General features: G+C 69.3%; 10 protein-coding genes. 6 read left to right on the top strand and 4 right to left on the bottom strand.

Annotated features, from left to right (window positions below; translation table 11 throughout):
• The 5 genes from FNH24_RS04860 to FNH24_RS04840 are packed head-to-tail and all read left to right on the top strand — an operon-like array spanning position 1 to position 8097.
• Positions 1-2097, top strand: a complete 2097-nt coding sequence (locus tag FNH24_RS04860; RefSeq protein WP_152361015.1) for a beta-galactosidase — start codon at positions 1-3, stop codon at positions 2095-2097.
• A 9-nt stretch (positions 2098-2106) separates the two neighbouring features.
• Positions 2107-3096 carry an ABC transporter permease gene (locus FNH24_RS04855; RefSeq protein ID WP_152361014.1) on the top strand — a complete coding sequence of 330 codons (990 nt, stop codon included), beginning with the start codon at positions 2107-2109 and terminating at the stop codon, positions 3094-3096.
• Positions 3097-3112: 16 nt separating this feature from the next.
• Positions 3113-4270 (top strand): ABC transporter permease, encoded by a 1158-nt coding sequence (locus FNH24_RS04850; protein WP_152361013.1) that lies wholly within the window; start codon positions 3113-3115, stop codon positions 4268-4270.
• A complete protein-coding gene (locus tag FNH24_RS04845; RefSeq protein ID WP_152361012.1) occupies positions 4245-5972 on the top strand; it encodes an ABC transporter ATP-binding protein in 1728 nt (575 codons plus the stop codon). Before FNH24_RS04850 ends, FNH24_RS04845 begins: the two co-directional genes overlap by 26 nt.
• 28 nt (positions 5973-6000) lie before the next feature.
• Positions 6001-8097, top strand: coding sequence for a beta-galactosidase (locus FNH24_RS04840; RefSeq protein WP_161605995.1), 2097 nt, complete (start codon positions 6001-6003; stop codon positions 8095-8097).
• Positions 8098-8113: 16 nt separating this feature from the next.
• Here FNH24_RS04840 and FNH24_RS04835 read toward each other — a convergent pair whose 3' ends face one another.
• The 4 genes from FNH24_RS04835 to FNH24_RS04820 are packed head-to-tail and all read right to left on the bottom strand — an operon-like array spanning position 8114 to position 12384.
• A complete protein-coding gene (locus FNH24_RS04835; RefSeq protein ID WP_152361010.1) occupies positions 8114-8806 on the bottom strand; it encodes a cache domain-containing protein in 693 nt (230 codons plus the stop codon).
• An 18-nt stretch (positions 8807-8824) separates the two neighbouring features.
• Complete coding sequence (locus FNH24_RS04830; protein ID WP_152361009.1) at positions 8825-9574, bottom strand: winged helix-turn-helix domain-containing protein; 750 nt, start codon at positions 9572-9574, stop codon at positions 8825-8827.
• 48 nt (positions 9575-9622) lie between these two features.
• The gene (gabT, locus tag FNH24_RS04825) at positions 9623-10960 is read right to left on the bottom strand and encodes a 4-aminobutyrate--2-oxoglutarate transaminase (protein WP_152361008.1); all 1338 of its coding nucleotides are present in this window, start codon (positions 10958-10960) and stop codon (positions 9623-9625) included.
• Positions 10957-12384 carry an NAD-dependent succinate-semialdehyde dehydrogenase gene (locus FNH24_RS04820; protein WP_152361007.1) on the bottom strand — a complete coding sequence of 476 codons (1428 nt, stop codon included), beginning with the start codon at positions 12382-12384 and terminating at the stop codon, positions 10957-10959. The genes gabT and FNH24_RS04820 overlap by 4 nt, the downstream gene beginning before the upstream one ends.
• A gap of 298 nt (positions 12385-12682) precedes the next feature.
• Between FNH24_RS04820 and FNH24_RS04815 the strand changes: the two genes are divergently transcribed.
• Complete coding sequence (locus FNH24_RS04815; RefSeq protein WP_217428040.1) at positions 12683-14137, top strand: (Fe-S)-binding protein; 1455 nt, start codon at positions 12683-12685, stop codon at positions 14135-14137.

Genomic DNA, 14137 nt, shown 5'->3' with positions numbered 1-14137 from the left:
ATGATCAATCCGCTGCCGCGGGTCCCGTACGGCGCCGTCTACTTCCGCAAGTCCAATCCGCCGCGGGCGGACTGGGAACGGGACTACCGGACCGCCGCCGAGGACGGGATGAACATCTTCCGGCACTGGTTCCTCTGGTCGGCGATCGAGATCGCTCCCGGAGAGTACGACTGGGCCGACTACGACCGGCAGCTCGAGCTGGCCGAGCAGCACAAGATCACGACGATCATCGCCGAGATGATCACCGCGGTGCCGGAGTGGCTCTACCACGAGCGGCCCGAGGCGCGGTATGTCCATGCCGACGGCCGGCAGCACGAGTCGAAGATGAGCGGCAGCTGCGTCACCGGCGGATTCCACGCGATGTCGCTCGACGACGAGGTGGTGCGCGAGGCCGCCGGCCGGTTCCTCACCGCCTTGGTCACCCGCTATCGCGATCATCCCGCCCTCGGCGGCTACGACGTCTGGAACGAGTGCAACTACGTGCCCGATTCCGGCTATCTCGAGCCGACCGCGAGCCGGTTCCGGGAGTGGCTGAAGCTCAAGTACGGCGATCTGCGCACCCTCGGCCGGGCCTGGGGCCGGCACAGCTTCACCGACTGGGACCAGATCACGCCGCCGCGCCAGCTGCAGGCCTTCGCCGACGCGATGGACTGGCTCGAGTTCCAGGCCGACAACGCCTTCGACCACCTGCGCTGGCGGGTGGAGTTGATCAAGAAACTCGACGACCAACATCCGGTGACCGCGCACGGCATCGCCGCCTCGCTCGTCTCCAGCGCCCACAACGGGGCCGACGACTGGCGGTCCGCGGCCGAGGTCGACTCCTACGGCTTCACCTGGGTGGCCTCCCGGCAGGGGGACGCGGACTGGCAGCACCTGCACGCCGTCGACCTGACCCGGGCCGCCTCGCGCGGCAAGGACTTCTGGCACGCCGAGGCCCAGGGCGGGCCGCTCTGGCTGCAGCCGCAGGTGCCCGGCCGGCCGCTGGACGACGGCCGGGTGACCGAGGCCGATGATCTTCGACTGTGGAACCTGACCACGTTCTGCGGCGGCGCCCGCGGCCTGCTCTATCCCCGCTGGCGGCCACTGCTGAACGGTCCGCTGTTCGGCGCGTTCGGTGCCTACGGCATGGACGGCTCGCGCACCCCGCGTTCCGAGATGGCCGGCCGGATCGCCCGCTGGGCCAACTCCACCGAGACGGCCGACCTGTGGCGGTCGGCGCCGGTCCGCGGTGAGCTGGGGATCGTCTACGTGCCCGAGGCCCAGCTGTTGGACCTCACCCTGCAGGGCGACGCGACGACCTACACCAAGGCCGTCCGCGGCGCCTACCGCGGCTTCTTCGACAACAACTTCCAGGCCGACTTCGTCCATCTCGATCAGCTCGACGACTACCGGCTGCTCTACCTGCCGTACCCGATCATGCTCACCGCCGATCATGCCCGCCGGATCGCCGACTGGGTCCACGCGGGCGGGACCTTGATCAGCGAGGGCTGTCCCGGCTACTTCGGTGATCACGGCTGGGTCGGGACCAGCCAACCGAACCACGGGCTGACCGAGGTCTTCGGCGCGGTCGAGGAGTCGGTGCTGTTCACGCCGGACCTGCTGACCGCCCTGGAGCTCGACGTCGCCGGCGACCGGATCCGCGGCGGGGTGTTCCGGCAGAGCTACCGGACCGCCGGCGGCACGGCCTGTGGCTGGTACGACGACGGGACGGTCGCCGCCGTGGATCACGTCCACGGGGCCGGTCGGACCCGGCTGATCGGCACCTTCCCCGGTGCCGGCTACCTGGCCGAGGCGACCGAGGGATCCCGCGGCTACTTCCGCCGGCTGCTCGACTGGGCCGGGGTCGCGCCGATCCTGGAGTCCACCAACCGACGGCTCACCGCGCGCCTGTTCGACGGCGACGGCGGCCGGTTCCTCTGGCTGCTCAACCATTCCCGCGCCGAGCAGTCGGGCCGGATCACGCTCGGTGATCAACTCGACCCGGTGGCTCAGTCCCGACTGCTCTGGGGCGACGCGGAACCCGAGCCGGTGTCCGAGCGGACGCTGCAGGTCACGGTCGGGGCCCGGGACGGCCTGGTCCTGGCCCTCGACCGGTGATGGCCGCTCATGATCAACTTTGTGCTGCGCCGCGTGCTCTACATGGTCCCGACCCTGATCGTGATCTCGATCGTGTCGTTCGGCCTGATCCAGCTGCCGCCCGGCAACTACGCCACCGCGCTGGCCGCCCAGATGGCCGCGAACGGCGAGACCCTGCAGCAGGCGCAGATCGACGCGCTGGAGGCACGTTACGGGCTCAACGACCCGTTCTTCGTGCAGTACCTGAACTGGATGGGTGATCTGCTGCGCGGTGACCTCGGGCAGTCCTTCCTCTACAACGCCCCGGTCGCCGGTCTGATCGCCGACCGGCTGCCGTTGACCATCGTGGTCGCGATCGCCACGTTGATCTTCACCTGGGCGGTCGCCTTCTACGTCGGGATCATCTCCGCGGTCAAGCAGTATTCGGTGCTGGACTACGTGCTCAGCGGCTTCGCCTTCCTCGGCCTGGCCACGCCGAGCTTCCTGATCGCGCTGATCATGATGTATCTCGGCTCGCAGTTCCTCGGGATGAGCGTCGGCGGGCTCTACTCACCGGAGTGGGTGGACGCGTCCTGGAACTTCGGCAAGTTCCTCAACCTGCTGTCCCACCTCTGGGTGCCGGTGCTGGTGATCGGGGCCGCTCACACCGCGGCCCTGTTCCGGATCTTCCGGGCCAACCTGCTGGACGAGCTGCACAAGCCGTACGTCGTCGCCGCCCGCACCCGCGGCACCTCGGAGCGCCGGCTGCTGCTCAAATATCCGGTCCGGATCGCGCTCAACCCGTTCATCTCCACTCTGGGCTGGTCGATCCCGGCGGTGCTCACCGGCGACATCATCGTCGGTCAGGTGTTGTCGCTGCGCACCACCGGGCCGCTGCTGCTGGAGGCGTTGCTGGCCCAGGATCCCTATCTGGCCGGGTCGATCATCCTGATCGTCTCGGTGCTCACCGTGATCGGCACCTTGATCTCCGACATCGTGCTGGCCTGGTTCGATCCGCGCGTCCGGCTGAGGTCGATCTGATGAGAGGTGATCACCGATGACGATGCCCGGCGCCCCCGGCACGGCGGTCGAGGAGCTCCCGGCCGACCCGGACTCCCGCCCCGAGGATGATCTTGCCGCACTGCCGGAAGCCTCGCCGGCCCGGCTGTTCTGGCGCGCGTTCCGGCGGCACCGGATCGCCTTCGTCAGCATGATCGTGTTGATCTTGATGTATCTGGTCGCCCTGATCCCGGAGTTCCTGGCGCCGGCCGGGCCGGAGACCCTGCTGGCGTCCTATGCGTACGCACCGCCGCAGCAGTTGCACCTGGTCGGCGACGGCGGGTTCGGGCTGCATGTGTACGACTACACCTCGACCGTCGATCCGCAGACCAATGCGATCAGCTACGCGGTCGACCTGACCCAACGGATCGACGTCGGCCTGTTCGTCCGCGGCGAGCCGTACCGGCTGTTCGGGATCATCCCCAGCGACGTGCACCTGGTCGGGCCGGTCGAGGCCGGCCGTCCCTTCTTCCTGCTCGGGGCCGACGCCAACGGACACGACCTGTTGTCCCGATTGATCTACGGCACCCGGATCTCGTTGTCGGTCGGGCTGATCGGCGTGCTGCTGGCATTCGTCCTCGGCATCCTGCTCGGCGGGCTGTCCGGCTACTTCGGCGGCCGGGTGGACAACGCGATCCAACGCCTGATCGAGTTCTTCATGTCAATCCCGACGCTGCCGCTCTGGCTCGCGTTGGCGGCCGCGCTGCCGACCTCCTGGGGGCCGATCGAGCGGTACTTCGCGATCACCGTGATCTTGGCCATCGTCGCCTGGACCGGGCTGGCCCGGGTGGTCCGCGGCCGGTTCCTGGCACTGCGCTCGGACGAGTTCGTGCTGGCGGCCCAACTGGACGGGAACTCGGCGCTGCGCACCACGCTGCGGCACATGCTGCCGTCGTTCACCAGCCACCTGATCGCCCAGCTCACCCTGTCCATTCCCGGCATGATCATCGCCGAGACTTCGCTCAGCTTCCTCGGCCTCGGGCTCGCCCCGCCGGCAGTGAGCTGGGGCGTGCTGTTGCAGGCGGCGCAGAACATCCGCGCGGTCGCCACCGCGCCGTGGCTGCTGATCCCCGGCCTGGCCGTGGTGATCGCCGTGCTGGCACTCAACTTCCTAGGAGACGGGCTTCGCGATGCCGCAGACCCCTACCACCGCTGAGTCACCGACGCGGACGCTCGCGGCCGAGCCGCCGTTGCTGCGGGTCGACGGCCTGCGGACCTACTTCGAGTTGGACGGCCGCACGGTCAAGGCGGTCGACGACATCAGCTTCGAGGTCAGCCGCGGCCGGTGCCACTGCCTGGTCGGCGAATCCGGCTCCGGCAAGTCGATCACCGCCCGCTCCGTCCTCGGACTGATCGAGTCCCCCGGCCGGATCGTCAGCGGTTCGGTGCTGTGGTCCGGCACCGATCCGGCCGTCGACCTGACCACGATCGATCCGCGGAGCAAGCGGATGCGGTCGATCCGCGGCGCCGAGATCGCGATGGTGTTCCAGGAGCCGATGGCCTCGCTCTCCCCGATGTACACGATCGGTGATCATCTGGTCGAGGCGATCCGCAATCACCGCGAGCTGACCAAGAAGCAGGCCGCGGCGATGGGGGTGGAGTTGCTCGACCGGGTCGGCATCCGCGATCCGCAGGGTTGCATGTCCGCCTACTCGTTCCAACTGTCCGGCGGCATGTGCCAGCGGGCCATGATCGCCGTGGCGCTGAGCGCCGAGCCGAAACTGTTGATCGCCGACGAGCCTACCACCGCGCTGGACGTCACCACCCAGGCCCGGATCATCCGGCTGCTGCGTGACCTGCAGGCCGAGCGCAACCTGGCTCTGCTGTTCATCACCCACGACTTCGGCGTGGTCGCCGAGATGGCCGATGACGTCTCGGTGATGCGGCACGGCAAGATCGTCGAGAGCGGACCGGTCGACACGATCTTCCATGAGCCGGAGCATCCGTACACCCAGCGGTTGTTGGCCTCGCTGCCCAAACCCGGCACCCGACGGCTGCAGCTGGTCGAGACTGCGCCCGACCCCATCGCACCCGAAACTCCGCTGATCAAGGTCCGGTCGGTGGCCAAGCGGTTCCCGATCCGCGGGTCGGGGGTGTTCGCCAGGGTCAAGGGCCACCATCAGGTGCTCACCGACGTCTCGCTCGAGCTGCACCGCGGCGAGGTGCTCGGGCTGGTCGGCGAATCCGGCAGCGGCAAGACAACGCTCGGCCGTTGCATCGTCGGCGCCTACCAACCGGACAGCGGAAGCGTGTTGTATCACAGGGATTCCGCCGCTCCGGTCGACATCGTCACGGCCGACCGGCAGGTCCGGCGCCGGTTCCAGCAGGACGTCCGGATGGTCTTCCAGGACCCGTTCGGCTCGCTCAATCCGCGGCTGACGATCCTGCAGATCATCGGCGATCCGTTGATCGTCAACAAGCTCGCCGCCGGATCGGAGCTGGAGGACCGGGTGGCCGAGATGCTGTCCCGGGTCGGGCTGCCGCGACGGTATCTGCGGCGCTACCCGCACGCGTTCTCCGGCGGTGAGCGGCAGCGGATCGGCATCGCCCGGGCGTTGATCGTCGACCCGACCTGCGTGATCGCCGACGAGGCCGTGTCGGCGCTGGACATGTCGGTCCGGGCCCAGGTGCTGGAGCTGATGGAACGGCTCCGGATCGAGCTCAACCTGACCTACCTGTTCATCTCCCATGATCTTTCCGTGGTCGAGTCGATCTGCGACCGGGTCGCCGTGATGTATGCCGGCGACATCGTCGAGCTCGGCGAGGCCGAACAGATCTTCGGCGATCCCCAGCACTCCTACACCCGCGAACTGCTGGCGGCCGCCCCCAAACCCGACCCCCGCCTGCGTTCCGCCTGACGACCCCGACCGAAGGAAGCGATGCTCGATGACCACCAGTGATCAACTCCAGGGCTATCCGTACGGTGCCGTGTATTTCCGCAAGTCCCACCCACCGGAGGAGGACTGGGAGCGCGACTACGCGGTCGCCGCGGAGGACGGCGGCAACATCTTCCGGCACTGGTTCCTCTGGTCCGCGATCGAGATCGCTCCCGGCGAGTACGACTGGGCCGACTACGACGCCCAGCTCGACCTGGCGGCGCAGAACAAGATCACCACGATCATCGCCGAGATGATGAACAACGCCCCGGAGTGGGCGTTCCGCCAGTTCCCGGAGGCCCGCTATGTCCGCGCCGATGGCAGTGTGGTCCGGCCGCAGATGGGTGGCAGCTGCGCCACCGGTGGCTTCCCCGGGCTGTGCCTTGATCATGACGGGGTACGCGAGCTCGCCGGCAACTTCCTGCGCGCGCTGGCAACCCGCTATCACGATCATCCCGGGATGGGCGGCTACGACGTCTGGAACGAGTGCAACTACGCGGCCGACACCTGCTTCTGCCCCGCCACCCTGGACCGGTTCCGCGACTGGCTGAAGGAGCGCTACGAGTCGCCCCGCGCCGTGGGCCGGGCGTGGCGCCGGCCCAGTTTCGCCGACTGGGCCGACATCGAGCCGCCGCGCGGCGTGGGCGGCGCCTATCCCGATCAGCTCGACTGGCTCCGGTTCCGGCTCGACAACGCCTACGGCCTGATGCGCTGGCGGATCGAGCAGTTGCGCGGCATCGACAGCAGGAACAAGATCACCGCGCACGGGATCGCGGCCAGCCTGACCAAGATGGCGCCGGGCGGCGCCGACGACTGGCGGGCCGCGGCCGAGGTCGAGTCGTACGGGATGACCTGGGGCTCGTCCCGGCACGGTGACGAACCGTGGCGACAGTTGCACGCGATCGATCTGGTCCGGGCGGCCTCCCGGGGCAAGCCGTTCTGGCACGCCGAGTCCTACGCCGGCCCGCTCTGGATGCAGCCGCAGGTGATCAACAAGCCGCGCGACGAGGGCCGGATCGCGACCCCGGACGACGTCCGCTATTGGAACCTGGTCAGCATGGCCGGCGGCGCCCGCGGGGTCCTCTACCTGCGCTGGCGGCCGCTGGTCGACGGGCCGCTGTTCGGCGCTTTCGGCGGCTATGGCATGGACGGCTCCCGGACCGAACGCTCGGCGGCGATGAAGGAGATGGCGACCTGGGCCAACGCGCCCGAGCAGGCCGGGCTGTGGCGGTCGGCCCCGGTGAAGGGCGACCTCGGCATCATCTACCTGCCCGACTCACAGCTGTTCGCGTACGCCCAGCAGGGTCACACCGACTACTACGCGCGGGCGATGGAGGGCGCGTACGCCGGGTTCCTGGCCGGCAACATCCAGGCCGACTGGGTGCACATCGATCATCTCGAGGAGTACGAACTGCTCTATCTGCCTTATCCGATCATGGTCCCGGAGACGTACCGGACCAAGATCACCGCCTGGGTCGAGGCCGGCGGCACCTTGATCAGCGAGGGCTGCCCCGGCTACTTCGGCGACGGCGGCCGGGTCGCCTATCGGCGGCCGGGCTGGCTGGAGGAGCTGTTCGGCGCCGCGGAGGACTATGTCGAGTTCACCCCCGACCTGCTGGACGGCCTCGAGCTCACCGTCGACGGGGCCCGACTCCACGGATCGACCTTCCTGCAGGCCTACCGGCCGACCACCGGCACCGCGTCCGGTTGGTACGACGACGGCCGGATCGCCGCCGTTGATCACGCCTACGGCGACGGCCGGACCCGGCTGATCGGCACCTTCCCCGGCGCCGGCTTCGCCCGGCACCCCGAACCCGGCCGGGAGCGGTTCTTCGCCGACCTGCTCGGCTGGGCCGGCCGCGAGCAACAGGTGATCACCTCCGACCGCCGCAGCTACGCCCGGTTGTCCGACGGCGACGGCGGCCGCTACCTCTGGGTGCTCAACCCGACCCGGCAGCCGATCACGCCGACGATCACGCTGTCCGGCGCGTCGGCGGCGATCACCTCCGTCGTGGCGCTCCGATCCGCCGAGGCGAAGGCGGTCGATGATCACACCCTGGAGGTGACCGTCCCGGCCCGCGACGCCGGCGTCTTCCGGCTCGGCTGAGCCGATTTTCGCCGGTTCAGCCGAGGAGGAGGGACAGCGAACCGCAGGAGTGGCGTTCGGTCGCGTCGGTGCCGGTCCGGCCGATCGAGTCGCCGGCGGCCAGGGTCGGGTCGGTGGAGACGATGATCCGGTCGGAGCTGTTGATCAAGGTCGCCCGGCTCGACTCCCGGCGCAGCAGCGGGACCAGCTGGCGTTCCACGCTGTCCACCAGCAGATCCAGCGCGGCGACGCCGGCGAAGCTGCCGCGGATGGTGACCGGAGTGGCGATGGTCATCGTGTATTCGTCGCTGCAGAGATAGTCGACGCTGGGTCCGCTGAGATGGGCCTTCCCGGTGATCATCGGCACCCGATACCACTCGAATTCGCTGTAGTCGAGATGCTCCTTGTTGATGATCGACCAGGCCAGCGACAGCTGTTCCCGGTCCGGCCCCTGCCACCACGAGAGATGGCCCCGGGCGTCGCGCAGCAACCCGATAGCGGCGATGAACCCGGCCCCGTACACCGGGACCCTGGTCTCGCTCAACGTCGTCGCGGCATAAGGCCGGACGATGTCGTCCAGCCGGGCCGTGGTCAGCAGGGTTTCGTCGGTCGCCGCCTCGAGGTCGCTCGCGAAGTCGGCCTTCCACGCCTCCAGGGCGGCGAAGGCGGCATCGAAGAAGTCACAGACCAGCCGCGCCACGGCCGGCCGGCGTTGCGTACGTTTCCCCACGGTGACGTCCCCTTCGACTCAGTCCTGGGATAGATCCTGCTGGATCTCGATCAGGCTGGCCAGGTCCAGCTCGGTCATGATCGCGAATCGTTCCCCCGCTGCCCGGACCTCGCCCCGCTCCACCGCGGTCAGCACCTTGCGGAAGGCCTTCTCCCGCGGCTTCCGGCGATCGTCGCCGATCAGCGCCAGCAGCGGCGAATACTCAGCCTGCAACCGCATCTGCTCACGGGTCAGCCGGGCGGACTGACCGAGCGAGGTCAGCTCCAGCACCGCCTCGTCCAGGTGTCCGGACCATTCCTGATCATGGTCCGCCGCTGCTGCCGCGAGCCGGCGCCGGATCGCGTCGACCTCCGCCGGCCGGGCCCGCCGGGCGGCGAGGGCGGCACAGGTGGAGCCGATCGCCGCGTAGTGCGCGCTCAGGTCGCGGAGCGCGAGCCGGGTCAGCCGGCGCAGCCGTTCGCGGGCGAAGAGGATCGGGTCGGCGGCCTCGGTCAGGAAGCTGCCTCCGGAGCGCCCGCGCTTGGTGGTGATCAACCCGCGGTCGCGCAGCAGGCCGAGCGCCTCGCGCACGGTGACCGGGGAAACCCGCAGCACCCGGGCCAGCTCCGACTCCGACGGCAGCCGCTCGCCGGGTCGCAGGACGCCGCCGGTCACCGCCTGGATCAGCCGTTGCTCGACCTGCTCGACCCGGCCCTCGTCGCCGACGGGCAGCAAGATGGCGGTACGCATTCGGGACGGCACCAAGCCGCGCGCCTGCGTCGTGCTCACGCCGCCATTCTCTCCCACGACGCGCCTTCCGCCGACCGACGACCCGGCTCACGCGGTCCGGAAGGCTCCGCGGAGCACGCCCAACGCCTCGCGGAGCAGGTCGTCCGGGATGGTCAGCGGCGGCAGCAGCCGGATCACGTTGCCGAAGCTGCCACAGGTCAGCAGGATCACGCCCTGAGCGTGCACGGCGGCCACGATCCGGCCGGTCAGCTCCGGATCCGGCCTCCCGTCCGGGTCGACGATCTCGAGCCCGATCATGGCGCCCCGACCGCGAATCTCGCCCACCCGCGGATCGTCTCGCAATCCGGACAGCTCGGCGAGGATGATCGATTCCAGCTCGCGGGCCCGGCGGGTCAGCTCCTGATCGACGTACGTCCGGAGCGCGGCCAGGGCGGCGGCACAGGCCACCGGGCTGCCACCGTAGGTGCCGCCGAGCCCGCCGACGTGGACCGAGTTCATGATCTCCGCCCGGCCGGTCACGGCGGACAACGGCAACCCACCGGCGATCCCCTTCGCGGTGGTGATCAGATCGGGGACCACGCCCTCGTGCTCGCAGGCGAACAGGTCGCCGGTGCGGGCGAAGCCGGTCTGGATCTCGTCGGCGATGAACACCACTCCGTGATCGCCGGCCCAGCCGGCCAGCGCCGACAGGAAGCCCGGCGCCGGCACGACGAAGCCACCCTCACCCTGGATCGGTTCGATGATCATCGCGGCCAGGTGGTCCGCCCCGATCTGCTTCTCGATCATCCCGATCGCCCGCTCCGCGGCCTGCTCCCCGGACAGCCCGTCACGCAACGGGTACGACGCCGGCACCCGGTAGATCTCCGGCGCGAACGGACCGAAGCCGTCCTTGTACGGCTGCACCTTGGCGGTCAGCGCCATGGTCAGGTTGGTCCGGCCGTGATAGGCGTGGTCGAACGCCACCACGGCCGGCCGTCCGGTGTGCCGGCGGGCGATCTTGATCGCGTTCTCCACCGCCTCGGCGCCGGAGTTGAACAGGGCCGTGGCCTTGGCATGATCACCGGGAGTGAGCCGATTCAGCTCCTCGGCCACCTCGACGTAGCCGGAGTAGGGGGTGATCATGAAGCAGGTGTGGCTGAATCGGACGATCTGATCCGTCACCGCGGCCACCACCGCCGGCGCCGAGTTGCCGATCGTGGTGACGGCAATGCCGGAGCCGAGGTCGATCAGCACGTTGTCGTCGACATCGACCACCACCCCGCCACCGGCGGCCTGGACGAACACCGGCAGGGTGATCCCGACCCCGGCGGCCACGGCCGCGGTCTTGCGTTGCAGAAGTTCCCGGGACCGCGGGCCCGGCAGCTCGGTCCGCAGCACCCGGCGTTGCGGCAGCGACGGGCCGCCCCGCCGCGCCGTGTTGATCATGACTCCTCGCCCCCGGCAGCGCCACCGATCCTGATCAACTTCTTGTTCACGAACTCGCCGATGCCGAGCCGGCCGAGCTCCCGGCCGAAGCCGGATCGCTTCACGCCGCCGAAGCTCAGCTCGGCGCTGTCGGCGCCGACCACGTTGACGAAGACCATCCCGGCCTGCAGCCGGTCGGCCACCCGGAGCGCCTGCTCGGAGTCGCTGGAATAGACGTAGGAGCCGAGACCGTACGGCGTGCCGTTGGCGATCTCCACCGCCTCGTCCTCGGAGCCGGCCCGGTAGACGGCCGCGACCGGGCCGAAGAACTCCTCGGCGTACGCCTCGGACTCCGGGGTGATGTCGGTCAGCACGGTGGGCGGGAAGAAGTTGCCGCTCCGCTCGCCGCCGGAGACCAGCGAGGCGCCCTGCTCGACCGCGCGCGCCACCTGATGCTGCAGCCGCTCGGTCGCCGCCGCCGAGGAGAGCGGGCCGAGTGCGGTGTCCGGCCGGGTCGGGTCGCCGGGATTGATCTTGGTGAACTCCGCGGTGAACCGTTCCAGGAACGGCTGGTAGAGCGGGTCCAGCACGATGAATCGCTTGGCCGCATTGCAGGACTGACCGCTGTTCTCCAGCCGGGCGTCGATCGCCGCCTGCACCGCCGCGTCGAGATCATCGGTGGCGAGCAGCAGGAACGGATCGGAGCCACCGAGCTCCAGCACCACCTTCTTCAGGTGCCGGCCGGCGGTGGCGGCGACCGCCGATCCGGCCCGGGCCGAGCCGGTGACCGAGACCCCCTCGACCCGCGGGTCGGCGATCACCTCGGCGATCTGATCATTGCTGGCGAACAGGTTGACGTAGCCGCCGGGCAACAGCCCGGCGTCGAGAAACAGTTGCTGCAGCGCGGAGGCGGACTCCGGGCACTGCGGCGCGTGCTTGAGCAGGATCGTGTTGCCGGCCACGAGATTCGGGCCGGCGAAGCGGGCCACCTGGTAGTACGGGAAGTTCCACGGCATCACCCCGAGCAGCACGCCGAACGAGGAGTACCGGATCAGGGCCGACCCGTCGCCGTCGAGCAGCTCGATCGGTTCGTCGGCCAGGAACCGCTCACCGTGCTCGGCGTAGTAGCGATAGATCGTGGCGCAGTAGTCGACCTCGCCCAGCGCCTGTTCGACCGGCTTGCCCATCTCCCGCACGATGATCGCGGCCAGCTCGTCGCGCCGCTCCTCGTGCAGGTCGCCGACCCGGCCGACCACCGCGGTCCGCTCGGCCAGCGGGGTCGCCGACCAGCGGCGGTGGGCGGCCGTAGCCGACCCGATCGCGTCCCTCAGTTCGGGGTCGGTGATCGTCGGATAGTCGGCCAGCCGCTCGCCGGTCGCCGGATTGATCACCGCATAGTCGGCCGACGCATCCGTCGCGTTCGAGGTCGCCGCTGGCTGGGGCATGGGAAATCCTCCTCGATCTCAGGGCCCGTCTCTGGCGACATGACCCGGGTCAAGCCTTGAAGAGAGACTTAATCCTATGGTCTCATAGGTTTTAGCGGAAGCCGGGAGGGTGGTGTCGAGCGGTGGCCGTAGCGAGCAGGTGCCCAGGTACGCATTGGACAAGGCGGAGGAGAAGGTCGTAGCGGTGTTCTACGGACGCCGACGACAACGCAGTCCAATGCGTGCCTGGGTGCCGCGCAGTAGGTCACCGCTCGACACCACCCTCCCCAGGGACAGGTCACTGCCGACAGGAGGTCCCGTGACTCAGCTCGACCCCCGAACCACCCCAGCCGGAGTTGCCCGGAACGAGGCGCCGGCGCGCGATGACGCGCTGGCCCGGCCGTTCACTCCGGGCGCGCCGTCGAACGATCCGAGCCTGGCCGAATTCCCCGAGACGTTGGCCCGCTCGACGCCGGTCGACCTGCCGGATCCGACCACCCGCGAGTTCGTCGAGCAGTGGCGCAACGCCTCGTACAACTGCTATTCGTCGGGGCACAAGTTCTGCCGCGAGGTCTGCCCGGTGATGCAGGTGACCCGGAACGAGTCCTGGACCCCGACCGCCTTTCACGCCAACGTGATCGCGCTGGAGCAGGGCCAGCTCGAGGTGGCCGACATCGCGGCCGACTACGTCAACTGCACCCAGTGCGGCGCCTGTGAGTTGCGCTGCCCGAACACCTTGTTCACCGGCGATTTCTACCGGTTCCGGACCCGCACGGTCGACGTGGTGAAGGCGGTCCGCGCGCTCGCCGTCGATCAGGGGATCCACCAGTCGGGGTGGCGGACCTGGAACGAGCGGACCAACAGCCGGACCCACGAGCCGGTGCTCGGCGAGGTCGACGTCAGCCAGGAGACGGTCCGCGACTGGGCCGATGATCTTGAGCTTCCGATCGGCGGCGAGACCGTGCTGTTCGTCGACTGCGAGGCTGCCTTCTACCGCACCGCGGTGCCGCGGGCGGTGGCGCAACTGCTCAGACTCGCCGGGTACGAGTTCGGGCTGATGGATGAGCAGTGGTGTTGCGGCGGACCCGCGGCCGAGATGGGCTACGTCGATCAGGCGCAACGCTTCGCCCGGCACAACCTCGACAACTGGCGCTCGACCGGCACCAAGCGGGTGCTGGTGCTGGACCCGCACGACTACATCACCTTCACCGAGGACTATCCGAAGTATTTCGGTGACGAGTACGAGATCGAGGTGATCTTGGTCGTCGAGTTGCTGGCCGAGCTGATCCGGGACGGCCGGTTGACGCCGAACGTCTCGATCGAGCGGACCATCACATACCACGATCCGTGTCGGCTGAACAAGCGCAAGGGGATCTGGCAGGAGCCCCGGGAGATCCTGCGCGCCATCCCCGGATTGATCTTCAACGACGTCGACCGGGTCACCCAGTGGTCGTACTGCTCCGGCGGTGGCGGCGGCCTGCCGGTGGAGAAGCCGGAGCTGACGGCGGCGATCAGTGCCCGCCGGCTGGACCACGCGGCGCAGACCGGGGCCGACCTGCTGGTCAGCGCCTGCCCGTGGTCGGAGCGGCCGCTGTCCGAGGCCGGGGAGGCCAGGAACATCGACGTGATCGACATCCACGAGCTGCTGGCCGAGTCGCTGGGCATCACCGTCGGCGGCAGCCGGGGCGAGGTCGGCGATCGCCGCGGCGGCTGTGCCGGCGGCAGCTGCGGCTGCGGGCCCGCTGCTCCGGCGGCACCTGGTCGGGAGGAATGA

Source organism: Microlunatus speluncae, from assembly GCF_009299835.1.
In the GTDB taxonomy this organism is placed as follows: Bacteria; Actinomycetota; Actinomycetes; order Propionibacteriales; family Propionibacteriaceae; genus Microlunatus; species Microlunatus speluncae.
The sequence above is the reverse complement of the archived record's forward strand: the minus strand, read 5'-3'. Positions and strand labels throughout refer to the sequence as shown.